At 52.0% G+C, this 15,773-nt stretch carries 16 protein-coding genes and 1 other RNA gene; 16 read left to right on the top strand and 1 reads right to left on the bottom strand.

The features are described 5' to 3' along the window. Positions 1–91 precede the first annotated feature (91 nt). On the bottom strand, positions 92–2,515 hold the full coding sequence (locus BW941_RS06495) for a Lon protease family protein (protein ID WP_076514801.1): 2,424 nt from the start codon (positions 2,513–2,515) through the stop codon (positions 92–94). 207 nt (positions 2,516–2,722) lie between these two features. Between BW941_RS06495 and ybfE the strand changes: the two genes are divergently transcribed. The 16 genes from ybfE to BW941_RS06575 all read left to right on the top strand — a co-directional run bounded on the left by ybfE (position 2,723) and on the right by BW941_RS06575 (position 15,773). Next, on the top strand, positions 2,723–2,992 hold the full coding sequence (gene ybfE, locus BW941_RS06500) for a LexA regulated protein (protein WP_076514802.1): 270 nt from the start codon (positions 2,723–2,725) through the stop codon (positions 2,990–2,992). A gap of 90 nt (positions 2,993–3,082) precedes the next feature. Next, positions 3,083–3,179: signal recognition particle sRNA small type (ffs, locus tag BW941_RS06505), an RNA gene on the top strand. Positions 3,180–3,290: 111 nt separating this feature from the next. After that, entirely contained in the window at positions 3,291–5,354 is a 2,064-nt protein-coding gene (gene dnaX / locus BW941_RS06510) for a DNA polymerase III subunit gamma/tau (RefSeq protein ID WP_076514803.1), read from the top strand. A gap of 43 nt (positions 5,355–5,397) precedes the next feature. Further along, positions 5,398–5,724, top strand: a complete 327-nt coding sequence (locus BW941_RS06515) for a YbaB/EbfC family nucleoid-associated protein (RefSeq protein WP_068442809.1) — start codon at positions 5,398–5,400, stop codon at positions 5,722–5,724. A gap of 3 nt (positions 5,725–5,727) precedes the next feature. After that, positions 5,728–6,255 (top strand): toprim domain-containing protein, encoded by a 528-nt coding sequence (locus BW941_RS06520; RefSeq protein ID WP_076514804.1) that lies wholly within the window; start codon positions 5,728–5,730, stop codon positions 6,253–6,255. Further along, complete coding sequence (rnd, locus tag BW941_RS06525; protein ID WP_084188707.1) at positions 6,252–7,394, top strand: ribonuclease D; 1,143 nt, start codon at positions 6,252–6,254, stop codon at positions 7,392–7,394. Before BW941_RS06520 ends, rnd begins: the two co-directional genes overlap by 4 nt. A gap of 3 nt (positions 7,395–7,397) precedes the next feature. Continuing rightward, positions 7,398–7,691 carry a YcgL domain-containing protein gene (locus BW941_RS06530; protein ID WP_068443098.1) on the top strand — a complete coding sequence of 98 codons (294 nt, stop codon included), beginning with the start codon at positions 7,398–7,400 and terminating at the stop codon, positions 7,689–7,691. Beyond that, the gene (locus BW941_RS06535; protein WP_076514805.1) at positions 7,688–8,131 is read left to right on the top strand and encodes a YcgN family cysteine cluster protein; all 444 of its coding nucleotides are present in this window, start codon (positions 7,688–7,690) and stop codon (positions 8,129–8,131) included. Before BW941_RS06530 ends, BW941_RS06535 begins: the two co-directional genes overlap by 4 nt. Next, positions 8,119–8,538 carry a hypothetical protein gene (locus BW941_RS06540; RefSeq protein WP_076514806.1) on the top strand — a complete coding sequence of 140 codons (420 nt, stop codon included), beginning with the start codon at positions 8,119–8,121 and terminating at the stop codon, positions 8,536–8,538. The genes BW941_RS06535 and BW941_RS06540 overlap by 13 nt, the downstream gene beginning before the upstream one ends. Positions 8,539–8,803: 265 nt before the next feature. Then, complete coding sequence (locus BW941_RS06545; RefSeq protein ID WP_068443108.1) at positions 8,804–9,472, top strand: YEATS-associated helix-containing protein; 669 nt, start codon at positions 8,804–8,806, stop codon at positions 9,470–9,472. 60 nt (positions 9,473–9,532) lie between these two features. Continuing rightward, positions 9,533–11,728: a VWA domain-containing protein gene (locus BW941_RS06550; RefSeq protein WP_076514807.1), complete on the top strand. Its 2,196-nt coding sequence runs from the start codon at positions 9,533–9,535 to the stop codon at positions 11,726–11,728. A gap of 160 nt (positions 11,729–11,888) precedes the next feature. Beyond that, the gene (locus BW941_RS06555) at positions 11,889–12,731 is read left to right on the top strand and encodes an AAA family ATPase (RefSeq protein ID WP_076514808.1); all 843 of its coding nucleotides are present in this window, start codon (positions 11,889–11,891) and stop codon (positions 12,729–12,731) included. Positions 12,732–12,733: 2 nt separating this feature from the next. Beyond that, positions 12,734–13,915 (top strand): vWA domain-containing protein, encoded by a 1,182-nt coding sequence (locus tag BW941_RS06560; RefSeq protein WP_068443118.1) that lies wholly within the window; start codon positions 12,734–12,736, stop codon positions 13,913–13,915. Positions 13,916–13,993: 78 nt separating this feature from the next. After that, positions 13,994–14,704, top strand: a complete 711-nt coding sequence (locus tag BW941_RS06565) for an SH3 domain-containing protein (protein ID WP_076514809.1) — start codon at positions 13,994–13,996, stop codon at positions 14,702–14,704. Continuing rightward, positions 14,701–15,309, top strand: coding sequence for a hypothetical protein (locus BW941_RS06570; RefSeq protein WP_076514810.1), 609 nt, complete (start codon positions 14,701–14,703; stop codon positions 15,307–15,309). The genes BW941_RS06565 and BW941_RS06570 overlap by 4 nt, the downstream gene beginning before the upstream one ends. Further along, positions 15,279–15,773, top strand: a complete 495-nt coding sequence (locus tag BW941_RS06575; protein ID WP_076514811.1) for a hypothetical protein — start codon at positions 15,279–15,281, stop codon at positions 15,771–15,773. Before BW941_RS06570 ends, BW941_RS06575 begins: the two co-directional genes overlap by 31 nt.

Consider the following 15,773-nt stretch of genomic DNA (forward strand, 5'->3'; position numbering starts at 1 on the left):
GCGTGTTGCTGTGACGTCCGATATTTATAAAAAAGGGCTGAAAACTCAGCCCTTTTTTCTATCTGTCTAAATTCAGCGGTCACCTGTCGGTCTATTTTCCCGAAGCGTCATCTTCCGAAGACTCCCCATCTTTGCGAGAAGGGTCAGTCATGCGGGCGATGGCTTCAAGGCGTTTGATGATTTCTCCGTTTACGCTACCTTCTGGGTAATTGCCCTCTGCATCTGCGATACCAGGCTCCCGGTCCAGCAACAGATGGATTGCTTCGTCGACGTGGCGGACGCAGTAAATATGGAATTCACCGGCCTCGACGGCCTTAAGCACATCATCATGTAAAACAAGATTACGCTGATTGGCTGCTGGGATAATTACCCCTTGCTTGCTGGTCAGTCCCCGAGCGTTGCAAAGACGGAAGAAGCCTTCGATCTTCTCATTCACGCCGCCGATGGCCTGGGCTTCACCGTATTGGTTGACCGAACCTGTAATAGCAAAACTCTGATCAATCGGCGAGTGAATCAGAGCCGAAATAAGACAAATCAGTTCAGCCATAGAGGCGCTGTCGCCATCGACGTAACCGTAAGACTGTTCCATTGCGATATGAGCAGAAATAGCGAGAGGGAATTTCTGTGCATAGCGGTTCCCCAGGAAGCCTGAAAGAATCATCACACCTTTAGAGTGAATCGCCTGGCCCAGAGCGACTTCACGTTCGATATCGACAATACCTTTTGAACCCGGATATACCGACGCTGTAATTCTGGCAGGTGAGCCAAAGCTGGTGTCGCCGAGTGACATCACGGTCAGTCCGTTAATTTTACCGATGGCGGTGCCGGTGGTCTCGAGAAGCACGGTGCCGTCCAGCATCTGCTCAAAAAGCTTGTCGTAGACCCTTCCAGTACGTTCCTGTTTGGCCTTAAGCGCACGATCGATATGAGTTGTGGTGATTAATTCGTCCTGCGCCAGCTTGCGAATGAAGTCGGCTTCGGCCAGAAGATCAAACTGATCACCAATTAACGCACTCAGGGTATCCTGCTGTTCCGCAAGACGGGCGCTGTGTCTGACCATGCGCTCAACGGCAGCTTTATCGAGGTCGGCGTATTGCTGCTCTTCGATCCGGCTCTTCAACAGTTGAGCGTAGGCCTGAACGTGGGGTTCAGTCAGTTCGATATCACTGTCGAAATCCACCAGTGTACGGAACAGACGTTTAAAGTCTTCGTCGTATTCCTGAAGCAGATAATAAATCTGACGAGAGCCAATAAGCACCAGCTTAAAATCGAGGGGAATAACATCTGGGACGAGTGATGTTGTGTTCAGCAGGCCGACCTCGGAATAGGGAGATTCCATCTTGAGCTCGTTGGATTGCAGTGCACGTTTCAACGCGTCCCACACGAAGGGTTCGGACAGCACTTTCTCGGCATCCAGAATCAGGTAGCCGCCGTTGGCTTTGTGCAGCGCACCGGGGGCGATTTTCTGATAATTGGTGACCAATGCGCCTTGTTCACTGACGTATTCAATACGGCCAACGAGGTTGGCGTAAGACGGATGGGGCTCATAGATCACTGGCGCGCCACTGTCAGGCGCATGATGCGTGGCAATATTTGGCAGCAGTGAATCTTCGAGACTGCTGCGCTTCGCGTACTCTTCACGCAGGTCCATCAGGCGCTCTTCGACCAGCTCTTCCAGAACAACGGACGGAAGGTGCTCTTCCATCACCGTGATGTAGTCCATCACTGGCTCATGATGAGAAAAGGCTTCGCGAATCGGAGCGAGCAAGGGAGTGATCGCCTCGCGAATCGTTTCCTGATTCAGGCGGCGCAGTTCATTGCTGCTTTCGCGTTTCCATTGTGGCAGTTCTGCAAGTTGCTCACTGAGCATATGTTCAAGCTCAGCGATGTCATTGTGGAAGGTTTCCCGCTCTTCTTCGGAGAGCTGAGCAAATTCGGTCTCATCCAGTGCTTTGCCTTCGCGCATCGGGGTGAAGCTGATAGCGTTGGAGTCCCGATAAACCGCTACGCCACGCTTGTGCGCTTCCCGCTCTACCGTCTCAATCGCCCGGTCATAACGACGGTTGAATGTGTAATCAATGGCCGACTTTTTCTGTTGATAGGTCGGGTGCTCCAGTACCGCTGGGAAACTGGCAATCAGCTGATCAATTAACTCAGTCATAAGCCCGCGGAAGTCGCTGGCCTCCTGAGGGAGCAGTGCGAGCACCTTAGGTTCGCGCGGATTATTGAAGTTATTTACATAGCACCAGATGTCTGGGGTCTTCTGACGTTTGGCCTCGCTTTTCAGATAGTCGCGCACGTAGGAAGAGCGCCCTGTTCCGGTGTCTCCCATTACAAAAATATTGTAGCCGGGGCGCTCCATTGCAACGCCGAACTGGATCGCGTTGACGGCTCGCTCCTGACCCAGAACCCCGTGAAAGGGCTCAATATCCGCAGTTGTTTTGAAGTCGAGAGAATCGGGGTGGATCGTCTGTGTGGCAAGAGAGTGGGGTAACGCTTGGGGCTTCTGTGTCATTGTCGCTCTGATGTCGCTTCTTTAATGAGGTACCCAGTTACAGTATTGCGCTCGCCGCAGTATGACAAGTCTGATTAGAGAAAAGCGCACACTGGTAAGCTCTGTCAGTTGCTTTTGTGCGGTTCTCGGGGATAATTCACGCTTTGTTGGCATCTGTTGCCGGCAAGTGTCATCGCAGTATTCAGAATGTGCAGTTAAGGTAGCTCCATGTCGGTCCAGCCGGAAGACAGAACAACGATAGATATGTTCAGCTCGTCAGGGCCGGGCCGCCCTCGCAGTAACCCCTATGACAGAACTCAGCAGTCTCGCCTTAATAAACGCAGTCAGCGTCTGCGCGACAAACATGCTGGTTTGCATCGTCTGGAAGTGAAATTGCCTGCGCACGTCGTAGCCGCTCTGGATGACGCTGCTGACGAGTTAGGTTTGTCCCGTGCGGAAGTAATCACCAAAGCACTGGAGCAGTGGCTCCACATCTGACGCAATGAATTGTTCATAAGACCTTGATTCTGAAGCGGGTTTTGGCTAATGTACGCCTCCCCGCTGATCGCGGGGCGTTATGGTGGCCTTTGTCGGTCCCCTCGCAACGATACACCGCGAACCCCGCCAGGTCCGGAAGGAAGCAACGGTAGTGGTCGACTCGTGTGCCGGGGTGTGGCTGGCAGAGGTCATCTCCAGTTTCTCTTCCGTATTTTCCTTTCCAGATTGTCACTGACTTTACCCGCTTATCCAGTTATTATGCGAGCTGAATACAGGTATTCAGGCCGAATAGATTTTCATGAGTTATCAGGTACTTGCGAGAAAATGGCGTCCGCGTTTCTTTGATGAAATGGTCGGGCAGGAGCACGTTCTGCGCGCGCTCATCAATGCGCTGAATGAAGGGCGTCTCCATCATGCGTACCTGTTTACCGGCACTCGCGGTGTTGGTAAAACGACGATTGCCAGGATTCTGGCCAAGTGCCTCAACTGTGAACAGGGCGTCAGCGCAAGACCCTGCGGCGAGTGCTCTTCTTGCCGTGAAATTGCAGAAGGCCGCTTCGTTGACCTGATTGAAGTCGATGCAGCATCCCGTACCCGTGTTGAAGATACCAGAGAGCTCCTTGATAACGTTCAGTACGCGCCTACAAGAGGCCGCTTCAAGGTCTACCTGATTGACGAAGTTCATATGCTCTCAACCCACAGTTTTAACGCCTTGCTGAAAACGCTCGAAGAGCCGCCGGAACACGTTAAATTTCTGTTGGCGACGACCGACCCACAAAAGCTCCCGGTAACTATTCTTTCGCGTTGCCTTCAGTTCAGCCTGAAGAATATGACTCCTGAACGTATTGTCGGTTACCTGGGCAAAGTACTGCAGGCCGAGTCTGTGCCATACGACGAACCGGCGCTCTGGTCTCTGGGCCGCGCAGCTCAGGGCAGTATGCGGGATGCGTTAAGCCTGACAGATCAGGCCATCGCCTTTGGTGAAGGTGAAGTGCACGAGTCTCAGGTCAATTCCATGCTCGGAAGTATGGATCGCGGCAGGCTGTTCAGACTCGCTGAAGTGATGGCGAAGGCAGATGCCAGTGAGATCCTGGCTGAAACGGCTTCCATGGCTGAACATTCTCCGGATTACGATGAGATCCTTCAGGGGCTTCTGCATATCTGGCACCGTGCATCGCTAGCTCAGGTTGTTCCTGATGCCATCGATAATGCCGAAGGGGATCGTGAAGCGATACTGCAGTTGTCGATGGCAATGCCCGCCGAAGATCTGCAGTTGTGTTATCAGATCGCACTTCAGGGACGGCAGGATCTGGCGATGGCACCAGAGCCCCGGCAGGGCTTTGAGATGATATTGCTGCGTATGCTGGCATTCCGTCCGGCGCCTGATGTCGTACCTGAACTCGACCTGGCGTCGGCGCTCGAAAAAAAAAAGCCACTGACAGCTCCGGCGAGTAAGGGGGCTCCTGAGTCTGATTCAGAGGCGACTACAGCGCCGATCAAGCCTTCACCGATGACTTCTGTACCGCCTTCACCTGAAACGTCTGTTGCTGAATCAGCGCCGACAGAGCCTCAGGTTGCTGCGCCTGCTCTCTCAGAACCCGAAAATGCTGAATGTGACGCGTCAGAGTCACCAGGTTTTGAGGCTCTAGATTCTGAGTCTCTAGATTCAAAGCAAAACCCGGATTCGACGGAAAAAAAGCCCCCTCAACCGGAATCGCATGCGATTGAAGCTAAGCCGGCCACTGATATCGCCATCGAACATGAAACAAAAAGGGAATCAGAGCCAGAGCCGGTTCAGACCACGCAAAGTGATGATCAGAAAGAACGTCGCGATGGCTCTCTGGCCGATCTTATGGAGAATCCGGTTTCGCCAGCCTCGGGGGATTCTGTGGAGGAGCAGGATAGGCCAGTCTTAGCTGAGCCGGTCGAAAGTGAGGCTCCAGTGGCGAGTGTCGACGAGCTACCTGAGTTGGCTCCACATACCTGGCACATGTGGGTTGATCATCTGGCGCTCGCAGGATTACCCATGGCAATTGCCCGAAATAGTGCACTTATTCAGCGTGAAGATGCGCCGGAAGGCACGGTACTTGAGTTTGATGTCGATCCCGCACAAGGCGCGTTGTACAACGATACTCAGCGAGAGAGAATCGCAACGGCTCTGAGGGAATTTCTGCCCGGTGTGACTCTTAGAATGACTCTCACTGCGACACGTGGAGAGACACCGGAGCAACGGCGGCAGAGGCTGCTGGCCGATGCGCTGTATTCAGCGCGTCAGGCAATCGACAGCGACCCTCTGGTGGATCAGATAGTTAATGAATTAGGCGGGCAGGTCATCGAAGACACTGTCCGGCCGAATACCTGATGTTTTATAAAGAATTGACCTGAAGAATTGAAGAGAGGTACGCATGATTAAAGGTGGAATGGGCAACCTGATGAAGCAGGCTCAGAAGATGCAAGAGCAGATGGCAAAGGCTCAGGAAGAACTGGCTTCAGCAGAAGTAACTGGTGAAGCCGGCGCGGGTCTGGTGAAAGTCGTTATGACTGGCCGTCACGATGTTAAGCGCGTCGACCTTGATGATTCCATCATGGAAGAAGAAAAAGAACTGCTCGAAGACCTTCTGGCGGCTGCTGTGAATGATGCCGTTCGTAAAATCGAACAGAATAATCAGGAGCACATGTCGAAACTGACATCAGGCATGGGGCTTCCTGCAGGCATGAAGCTGCCGTTCTGATTTATGGCCAGCCGACCGCGTGACTATCAGCTACTTTGTGAAGCATTCGATGGCTTGCCCGGTATCGGTGCGCAGGCAGCAGAGCGGCTGGCGGAATGGTTGGTCTACCACGGCGATAGCAGGCAGATGGCAGAGGTCTTGACGCGTATTGGCGAAGCTGGGCTTTGTCGGCTCTGTAATCGTATTCAGTGTCAGTCGGAGTGTCAGGTCAATGTCGATGGCGCCGATTACTTTCTGGTGGCATCGACAGAAGCGGCACTCAATCGGTTGTTTGAGATTGTTGATTATCAGGGGCCGCTGTTTGTTTTACACGGCGAGTTGTCGCCAGCAAGCGGTGTCGGCCCCTCTCAAATAGGTATGGATGATCTTCTTGCGTCCGTTGAGCGCTTCCCGGAGGCGTCGCTGTTGATACTCGCCAGCGACTCCGTTGAAGGGCGGACAACCGCAGAATATATTTTCCGGCGCTCCGGCCGGGCTGGTGAGCGTGTCAGTGTCGAACGTGCGTGTGAGATATTAAGGGGTCTTGATTGACAGAACCTAGAGTACAGACTGAAGTGCCGGTGCCGGAATGGATCGCGACGGATCAGCAACTTAACGATGCCTGCATCAGGTGGTCTTCGGCGGATTTTCTCGCGGTTGATACTGAGTTTGTCAGAACCAGTACGTTTTATCCCAAGCCTGGATTGATTCAGGTTGCGGATAAACATGCGTGCGCATTGATTGACCCTCTGGCAATCAACGACTGGAGCAAGTTCAAAGCTCTTATGCAGAGCCCGGATGTTGTGAAAGTATTCCATTCATGCGCGGAAGATCTTGAAGTCTGTAAGCGTATTTTTGATGCCGTGCCGAGCCCCTTGTTTGATACACAGATAGCGATGGCGCTGTCGGGGTATGGTGGTTCTGTAGGGTTTCAACGAGCCGTCAGTGAATTGCTTGATCTGGATATCCCGAAAGAAGCAACCAGAACGGACTGGCTTCAGAGGCCACTGACTCCGGTGCAGATGGAATACGCAACCGCAGATGTGTTTTATCTTTTTCAGATTTATCCACGGTTGAAACAAAAGCTCGAAAGTCTCGGAAGAGAGGCGTGGGTTGAAGAAGAGTGTGAACGTCTTGTAGTCGCCGCGAGTCAACCTGATACAGACTTCTCAGGTGCGTTCCAGCGAGTGAAATCAGGTTGGAAGCTAAGGCCGCAGGAACAGAGCATTCTGCAACAGCTGGCTGTCTGGCGTGAGGAAGAGGCGCGCGCGCGCGATGTCCCGCGAAATAAAGTGGCGGATGATCCGGCGCTTTGGAATTTGTCCAGATTTAAAGCACGTAACCGCGATCAGCTTTTCAAAGCAGGGTTGCGGGCAAATATCATCAAAGAGTGTGGCAAACAGGTTCTGCAGATTATTCAGCAGGCACAGGCTAACGATTCCGATGAATGGCCAGAGTTGTTGCAGCGGCCGCTCTCTGTTGATGACGGTAATCTGATGAAGCTTCTGAAAAAAGGCGTAATTAAAAAAGCGGAATCGCTGAATATTCCGCCGGAAGTGCTGGCCAACAAAAAAGCGCTGGAGGCGTTAATGCGCGCTCCAGACAATGAATTGCCACCCATACTCCTTGGGTGGAGAAAATCAGAAATAGGTGATGCCCTGTTGGCGCACCTGAAAGAGATCAGGCAATAAATTATGACGGCGACTAAGCGCGTTTTGTGTGACGTTTATAAAACACGTCGCAAGGATGAGATGTACCTCTACGTTGAAAAGAAAGAGGGCATGGCTCGTGTACCGGATGAGTTGAAAGAAATGTTTGGTAAACCTGAGCTGGCATTAACCCTGTTGCTGACGCCAGAGAAAAATCTTGGTCGGGCAGATGCTGAAAAGGTTCTCGCTGATATCGAAGAGAAGGGCTTTTACCTGCAGATGCCTCCGGCAAAAGAACCTTATATGCTGGATCTCTTCTGCCGAAAGGACGACGAATGAGTGCGGACCGGCGCTTCTGGGAAACGACACCTTTAAAAGAGATGAGTCGGCAGCAGTGGGAATCCCTCTGCGATGGTTGTGCCTTATGCTGTCTGCATAAACTGGAAGACGAAGACAGTGGTGATGTTTATTACACCGACATTCATTGCCGCTATATGGATCAAAGCAACTGCCAGTGTACGGTTTATCAGGACCGGCAGACCTACGTGCCTCACTGTGTCTGGTTAACACCAGAGCAGGCTTCTGAGTTTCACTGGTTGCCAGAGACCTGTGCTTACCGCCTTGTTGCTGAAGGTAAACAACTGAAAGAGTGGCACCCCCTGATTAGTGGAGATCCGGAGTCTGTCCACTACTCCGATGTTTCGCTGCGCGGCAAAGGTGTTGCGGACAATCTTGTGAATGAAGAGGATTGGGAAGATCACATCATATGGAAAGCCTGACTGATTATTACGCCTTCTGGGCCATTTATATCCTGGCTGGCCTGCTGGGTTTCTGGTGCTGGGGGAAGATGGCGTTCTGGGTAAAAGAACGCGGCGCTGCTTACCATATTTACAGTGCGGTAGGGGCCGTCATTATTTTTACGCCAGTGCCGGTTCCTGATGCCAGCATTGAAGTACTTTCTCCGGGGTTTATCGCGGTACCATTCGCTTTAATATCGGATGGTCTGGCCGGGTTGGAGCAGTTTGTTCCTTGGTTTTCTGTCGCTGCGGGGATCGCACTGATCGTGACACTGGTCGGTCTTATTGCAGGCCTTGCACCTAAACCTGACGAGCAACAAAAAGATCGGACGACTGCAACCAGACCTGCTAAGAAAACGGCGTCCGTTAAAGGAAATCCGTTCCGCTGAAGCACAGGCAAGACAGGCTGTCTTGCCTGTCTGTCAATCTCTATTTACTGTTTTGTCAGTTTTCTTCTGGCATAACAGAACATACTTCCATGTCCCTCCTGTATCTTAGTTCTGCTGTGACTTACAAGCTGATACGTACTTTTCTGGCTAACTCTCAAAACTTTGCTAGTTTTAATTCATACCGTGCCCAGATTGGGCACAGAATTAAAAACGCATGTCTGATTAGTGACACAGGCACCTGGCGGTGCTACTGAGGGTTTAGAAAATGGCTAACCATATATTCATTCTTGCTACCGTAATGCTTCTTGCAGGGATCTTCGGCGGTCTGGTGAACTTTTACCTTTACGGCGATAAAGACCCGGATTCGGCAAGTCTTCCACGATTTCTGGTTGTAGGTGTCGGCGCATCGTTTCTGGTACCGGTTGTTCTGGATATGGTGAACAGCGAGCTGGTTCTTGAAAGTCAGGGCGACCCCTCACAGCTACTCATTTTTACCGGTTTCTGTCTGGTTTCAGCGCTGCTGAGTCGCTTTGTTATCGACAACATGTCGGACCGGATTCTCAACGAGGCGAATGTTGCTCGTCAGCGTTCTGAAGAGGTCGAGCAGGATCTCCGTATTATTCAGAATGAGCTGCTGCCTCTGATTGATACTGAAACCGAAAAAGACATGAGCGGGTACGATCCGCAGATGGCGAATGTCTCAGAAGAGCTGGACACAACCTCTACCCAGATTCTCAAGATTCTGTCCAATGGTCGGTATATCTTCCGCTCGCTGGCAGGGGTGTGCCGAGAATGCAATCAGGAAGAGTCGACAGTCCTGAAAACACTGCATGTGCTGACTACACGCAGCCTTGCAGGCAAGGTGAGTGGTAAAAATGGTGTGCGCTGGCACATCACAGAGAAAGGTCGTCGTGTTCTCGAAAATAGCCTCTGATTCTGATTGAGCTTGAACTTGAAATTGAAGGTGACTGAGTTAAAGGGAGTCGGAGCTTTTATGCTGCTTTTCCGAGCGATTTTTCTTGCGGTGTTCTTCACCGCTTTAACCCTCAGCGTCCGGGCTGAAGAAGCTCCGGCTCCAGACGTAAGAATCGTGATCGATATCTCCGGCAGCATGAAGGAGACAGATCCTGAAAACCTCCGACGCCCCGCACTTAACCTGCTGACGGAATTATTACCTGAGGGAGCTCGTGCTGGTGTCTGGACCTTTGGGCGCTACGTGAATATGTTGGTGCCTCTGGGTGCTGTAGATGAAGCTTGGCGCCAGAAGGCACGTGCAGCCAGCGGTGATATCAGCTCTGTCGGTCTCAATACCAACCTCGTTGAAGCCCTCGATAAAGCCCTTTATGAGGCGACCCAGAACAGTCAGTTTGATCAGACAGTCATTCTCCTGACCGATGGTCGGATTGATATGGATACCTCCGGTGGTGCCCCTGACACGCCGGCGAATACCGCCGCTCGCGAAAGGCTTATCAGCGCTGTTCTTCCTGAGTACATGTCGAAGAATGTCCGTATTCACACTCTTGCCCTGTCCGATGCCGCAGACATTAATATGCTTGGGCAGCTTGCTATGGAAACAGACGGCCTCGCGCTAAAAGCGCATACCAATGACGAACTGATGCCAGCATTCCTGAAAGCATTTGATCGTGCCGTACCCAGTGAGCAGGTACCGCTTGTTGGAAATACCTTCAATATCGACCCAAGTGTTAACGAATTTACCGCGCTGATATTCAGGGCGGCTTCAAGCAAACCTACTGAGCTGGTATCGCCTTCGGGCGTCCGTATCTCTCAGGACTCTGCTGCTACGTCGCCCGATGTTCGATGGCACCATGATCTGAATTTCGATCTGATTACCGTCAAGTCTCCAGAAAGCGGAGAGTGGACCGCCGACGCCGATGTTGCGCCTGACAGTCGCGTACAGATTTTGTCTGATCTCAAGCTCAAAGTGTCTGGTCTGCCGGGAAGCCTTTTTTCTGGTGTGCCGGTGCAGCTTGAAATGTCCTTGGAAAATGAGGGTGAGACAGTTGATGAAGAGACGATTCTGCAGCTGACGGATGTGAGCCTGCAGGTTACGGCACCAGATGGCCGCACAGGTAGTAAACTATTGTCTGACCCGGAAAGCCTGCCGGTCGATGGTATTTTCAGAGAAACTCTGAGCCGCCTTAATCAACCGGGTGAGTACCGACTCGAGATACGGGCACAAGGGCGTACGTTTGAACGTAAACAGGTGCTTACGGCGACATTGGCAGAGCCGATGCGGGTCGATGTTACTCCTGATGTCGGGCAGCAGATACTTAATGTACGTGTGTACCCTCAGAGTGACCTCGTAGATACTGCTCTGTCGCGTGTGATTTCCAGAATATCCAGCCCGGATGGAAGCTCTGTGATTAACGCGATGGAGTATTCAGAAGGCAGCGGCGCCTGGGAGCTCGCGCTTGTCGCCGACAAGGGCCCAGGCAGTTACGAGGTTATGCTTAACATCCGTGGAGTGTCGGCCAGCGGTAAGACATTTAAGAGTAAACCTGAAAGCATTCCTGTGATCTTTCCTTTGGTCTCTGAGGTAAGTACCCCAGTTACCGAATCGCCAGATCCGGAGCCGGTTAATGAAGAGGTCAGCGAACCTGATGTCAGGGTTGGGCAACCGGCTGTGGAGGACGCACCAGAGCCTACTGTGAGTGAAACTGCTGCAGCACAACCTGATTCGTCTGAAGAGGCACCTGCGGAACCTGAGGTCGTTCCTGTATCTGATGAAATTGTTCCTGATCTGGCGGCGAGATACAGTGAACAGTCTGTTGTCGAAGAAGTTGGGCCAGAAGAGGAGCTGGGTGTTGCCTGGTGGGTATACGTCCTACTTGGGGTGGCAAATCTGGCACTTCTTGGTGGGCTGGCGTGGTGGTGGCTGGCGCGGCGCAAAGGAAAATCTGAGAGCGCGGAAGACGTAGCGGCACGTGAAGCGTTGGATCTGGAGACAGGGCAGCTTGATGACGCCGACCTGGATTCCGCTGACTTTGATAATTTTGACGGTGCGGAGGAGGAAGAAATTCCTGCAGCGGAGGAAGAAAGCAAGGTCACTGCCTCTATGGGAGGAGACACCGATATGGGGAGTCCTGAACCCGCAGCGGATGCAGCAGATTCAGCCGATGAAGACGATGACTGGGGGGAATTCGACCTCCCGGACGACAAAAAAGAATAGCGCTTATATTATGACCGCCTCCGGTACCGGAGGCGGCTTCTGTACAATTATCCCTTTCTGTCTGATTTTAAAGCCTTTTTCTGGTCCTGCCTTGCTGTACTAAAGCGGCCTCCTTATACTCTGGCCAGTCAAGAATCAGAGATCGAGAGGTTAAGTCCTGATGAAATTCCAGGGTACCGGTGAATACGTAGCGACACCTGAGCTGCAAATGGCAGTCAACGCAGCAATTACATTGCAGCGACCACTCCTGCTGAAAGGTGAGCCAGGAACCGGTAAAACAATGCTGGCAGAGCAACTGGCCACTTCATTAGGCACTGACCTTATCCAATGGCACATCAAGAGTACGACCAAGGCTCATCAGGGACTCTATGAGTACGATGCAGTCAGTCGTCTACGCGACTCGCAACTTGGTGTTGATGGTGTCAATGATATTTCGAACTACATCGTTAAAGGTAAGCTCTGGGAAGCTTTTGAAGCGGATAAGCCTGTTGTTCTGCTGATCGACGAGATTGATAAAGCGGATATCGAGTTCCCGAACGACCTTCTTCTCGAAATCGATAAGATGGAGTTCTTCGTGTATGAAACTCAGGAGCGCATCGTTGCTAAGCACCGCCCAATTATTCTGATTACCAGTAATAACGAGAAAGAATTGCCTGACGCATTCCTGCGCCGCTGCTTCTTCCACTATATCGACTTCCCAGATCGCGAAACCATGAAGGCGATCGTTGATGTGCATTTCCCGAATATTCAGGCGGAACTGGTCAATGACGCGCTTGAAGTCTTCTTTGACGTGCGCAAAGTACCGGGGCTGAAGAAAAAACCGTCAACTTCTGAACTGGTTGACTGGTTGAAGCTGCTGATGGCCGATGAACTCGGCGTCGAGTTATTACGGAATCACGATACTACTAAGGCGATTCCGCCAATGGCGGGTGCTCTGGTGAAGAATGAGCAGGATGTGCACTTGCTGGAGCGTCTTGCGTTTATGAGTCGCCGTCGGGGCTGATCATGCTGATCGACTTTTTCGATACGGTTCGTCGCGCAAAAGTACCATGCTCGATTCGCGAGTACCTTGACCTCGTTGAAGCGGTTCAGGCGCGGGTAGCCTTTGCAGATCTTGAAGAGTTCTACGCGCTTGCGCGTTTGATCCTCGTAAAGGACGAAAAGCACTACGATAAGTTCGATAAGGCCTTTGCCGCCTACTTTGAGGGTATTGAAGCACTGCCTTCATTGTTCGATGACGCCAGTATCCCTGCTGAATGGATGCGCAAAGAGATGGAGAAGCTGCTCTCCGAAGAGGAAATGGCCAAGATTGAATCGCTGGGCGGTTTCGATGAGTTAATGAAAACGTTGCAGGAGCGTCTCGAAGAGCAGAAAAAACGTCATCAGGGTGGAAATAAAATGATCGGTACGGGCGGAACATCACCGTTTGGTGCTGAAGGTTACAACCCGGAAGGGGTTCGTATTGATCAGAATCGTTCCCGTCATAAAAAAGCGGCGAAAGTATGGGAACAGAGAAACTACAAAAATCTTGATGACAACGTGCAGCTCGGTATACGGAACATCAAAGTAGCGTTGCGTCGTCTTCGTCGGTTTGCGCGCCAGGGCGCAGCCGATGAGCTTGATATGAATGACACCATCAGTTCTACCGCGCGCAACGCAGGTATGCTCGATATTAAAATGGTTCCAGAACGGCACAACGCTGTGAAGGTACTGCTCTTTTTTGATGTCGGTGGGTCTATGGACCCTCACGTTCGTGTTTGTGAAGAGCTGTTCTCGGCCGCTCGTACCGAGTTCAAACATATGGAAACCTTTTACTTCCATAACTGCCTGTATGAGTCTGTCTGGAAAAATAATATCCGCCGTATGAACGAGCGCACAGAAACATGGGACATTTTGCGCAAGTATGGACAGGATTACCGCGTTATCTTTGTGGGCGATGCCATGATGGCGCCGTATGAAGTCACTCATGCGGGGGGAAGCGTCGAACACTGGAATGAAGAACCGGGTGCGGTCTGGATGGAACGCATGGCGAATCATTTCGATAAACTGGTCTGGTTGAACCCAGCGCCGGAAGACCATTGGGGGAATGGCGGTTCGCTAGGTGCGATCCGTACATTGGTCAAAGACAAAATGTATCCCATGACCCTGTCAGGTCTTGAGGACGCCATGAGATTTCTCAGCAAATAGCTGAAAATAGAAGTTGGAGGAGCTTGTCAGAGAGGGCAGGTTTCCCCGGAAAATAATAAAGAATGCAGGATGTTTTACATGCAGGCGATACGCTTGTTTTCACCACTGCTGACATTGCTGATTGCTACAGGAATCACTCTTGGGGGCGTTAAGCCGGTTGCTGCTGAGCAGGTCTACATAGGCCTGCGCAATGGGCCGTCTGAGGCATTTCCTGTCATCTACGAAGTCACTCCATACCGTCGCCTTGAAGTGGTCGCTCGTCGTGGTAGCTGGGTTAAGGCGTCTGATGGGCGAAACAGTGGCTGGCTGCATGTCGATGACCTTCATCTACTCGAAACCTTTCCCCGCGATGAACTCTGGAAGCTAGTCAATGACGCGCGCCCCGGGAAAAATCGACTCGAAGTGACCCTTTCAACCGCCAGCGCCTATTCCCTCGGATGGTTGTTTCCTGTCCTCGGAGAGTATGGCTCTGTGCGCTACACTCGCGCCCCAGAGGGAGATTCAGCGTGGTCAATGCTGGATGCTGGCGTCGTTACACAGTTCGCTGAGCCCGCAGACTACATAACTTTTAGTTGGAACGCGTTTGCCGGTTATGCTCAGAGTGAACTAGGCAATACTCATTGGTCCGATACTGCTGAGTCTGTCTGGGTCGGTGGCGTAGGTGTTGAATCAATGTGGCGGGTTGCCCGGTATTTTGATTTTGGTGCTCGCGGCGAAATAGGCGCCACATTAGACAGTGAAATGACAACCCACAGGTCAGTATCAATAGTTTGGAGATTACGTTTATGACTTCTTTTTGGCGGACGGTGGGGTTCGCTGGTATGGCGTTTTGTTCGCTCAGTGCTGCGGCGGAGGTGTTCAGTCCGGGCAGTCAGAGGAACGGTCTTGATGATTTGAGTGAGACTGAAGTTGAACACGGTGTCTTCAGTGTGGGTTACACCAATACTCTGGCGTATAACAATGATTCGCAGCCGGGGATTCTTTTTACCGCGCGCTATTTTGCCGGTGAGAAATGGTATTTGTTGGGTGAAGCTCAGATTGGCCAGTTCAGCACACGCGCTGTGATTAATGACGGCCAGGAAGTGCGAAGTGAAGACGAAGAGCTGCTTCGTTACTCAGCAGGTGCGGGGTATGCGCTCCTTCAGGGGACTGCCAGTACCAGCGGAGTCCGTGCGGTGCCGTGGGTGCTCGCAGCGGAACTTAATGCAGGCGAACAACATTCCGGTGATACCAGTGGTCGTTATGCATCGCTTGGCCTGAACGTTCAGTTTCATGGCGAGCGGATCTGGACGGGAATAGGTGTTCGTGAGTTTCTGGTCGACGATGAGCGCCTTCAGTCTCTCGAATCTGATGGGGGCACGCAGTGGGATATCTCACTCGGTTTGTATTACTGATCGGTCTGGCTCTCCAGCTGCAGGCGTCTGAAAGTCTGAAACCGGGGGATATGGTTCCGGACTTTACTTTGCCGGCGACGAACGGCTTTGGTCAGCGACTTGAGGAAGCCCGCGGTTCTTATCTGATGTTGATATGGCTTGGGGACTGCGATGAATGTTCCGAGCGTCTCGTCAGATATCAGCTTCTCGCTGAGAGTCTGGAAATTGAAGGGCTAAAAGGTTGGTTTGTCTGGACCCCTAAGGGAAAGCGCCAGCCGCCAAATATGCGTATTCCAGTTCTGAAGTACGAGCCGAAATGGCGTCAGGGCTGGGTGTTTGATGAGCGGCCAGCGATAATGTTGATTAATGCCGACGGGCGCCTTGATCACCTGATTACGGGTGATCTTAATGATAATTATCAGGAAACTGAGCGGGTGGTTATGCGCTGGATGAGCCAGGGTCGTGACTATCAGCAACCGGAGTAG

The organism is Thalassolituus maritimus, assembly GCF_900156675.1.
GTDB classification, from domain to species: Bacteria; Pseudomonadota; Gammaproteobacteria; order Pseudomonadales; family Oceanobacteraceae; genus Thalassolituus; species Thalassolituus maritimus.

What these genes read in the sequence shown, in the direction of transcription:
- BW941_RS06495 (WP_076514801.1), bottom strand. Translation starts at nt 2,515, where the DNA reads ATGACACAGAAGCCCCAAGCGTTACCCCACTCTCTTGCCACACAGACG.
- ybfE (WP_076514802.1), top strand. Translation starts at nt 2,723, where the DNA reads ATGTCGGTCCAGCCGGAAGACAGAACAACGATAGATATGTTCAGCTCG.
- dnaX (WP_076514803.1), top strand. Translation starts at nt 3,291, where the DNA reads ATGAGTTATCAGGTACTTGCGAGAAAATGGCGTCCGCGTTTCTTTGAT.
- BW941_RS06515 (WP_068442809.1), top strand. Translation starts at nt 5,398, where the DNA reads ATGATTAAAGGTGGAATGGGCAACCTGATGAAGCAGGCTCAGAAGATG.
- BW941_RS06520 (WP_076514804.1), top strand. Translation starts at nt 5,728, where the DNA reads ATGGCCAGCCGACCGCGTGACTATCAGCTACTTTGTGAAGCATTCGAT.
- BW941_RS06530 (WP_068443098.1), top strand. Translation starts at nt 7,398, where the DNA reads ATGACGGCGACTAAGCGCGTTTTGTGTGACGTTTATAAAACACGTCGC.
- BW941_RS06535 (WP_076514805.1), top strand. Translation starts at nt 7,688, where the DNA reads ATGAGTGCGGACCGGCGCTTCTGGGAAACGACACCTTTAAAAGAGATG.
- BW941_RS06540 (WP_076514806.1), top strand. Translation starts at nt 8,119, where the DNA reads ATGGAAAGCCTGACTGATTATTACGCCTTCTGGGCCATTTATATCCTG.
- BW941_RS06545 (WP_068443108.1), top strand. Translation starts at nt 8,804, where the DNA reads ATGGCTAACCATATATTCATTCTTGCTACCGTAATGCTTCTTGCAGGG.
- BW941_RS06550 (WP_076514807.1), top strand. Translation starts at nt 9,533, where the DNA reads ATGCTGCTTTTCCGAGCGATTTTTCTTGCGGTGTTCTTCACCGCTTTA.
- BW941_RS06555 (WP_076514808.1), top strand. Translation starts at nt 11,889, where the DNA reads ATGAAATTCCAGGGTACCGGTGAATACGTAGCGACACCTGAGCTGCAA.
- BW941_RS06560 (WP_068443118.1), top strand. Translation starts at nt 12,734, where the DNA reads ATGCTGATCGACTTTTTCGATACGGTTCGTCGCGCAAAAGTACCATGC.
- BW941_RS06565 (WP_076514809.1), top strand. Translation starts at nt 13,994, where the DNA reads ATGCAGGCGATACGCTTGTTTTCACCACTGCTGACATTGCTGATTGCT.
- BW941_RS06570 (WP_076514810.1), top strand. Translation starts at nt 14,701, where the DNA reads ATGACTTCTTTTTGGCGGACGGTGGGGTTCGCTGGTATGGCGTTTTGT.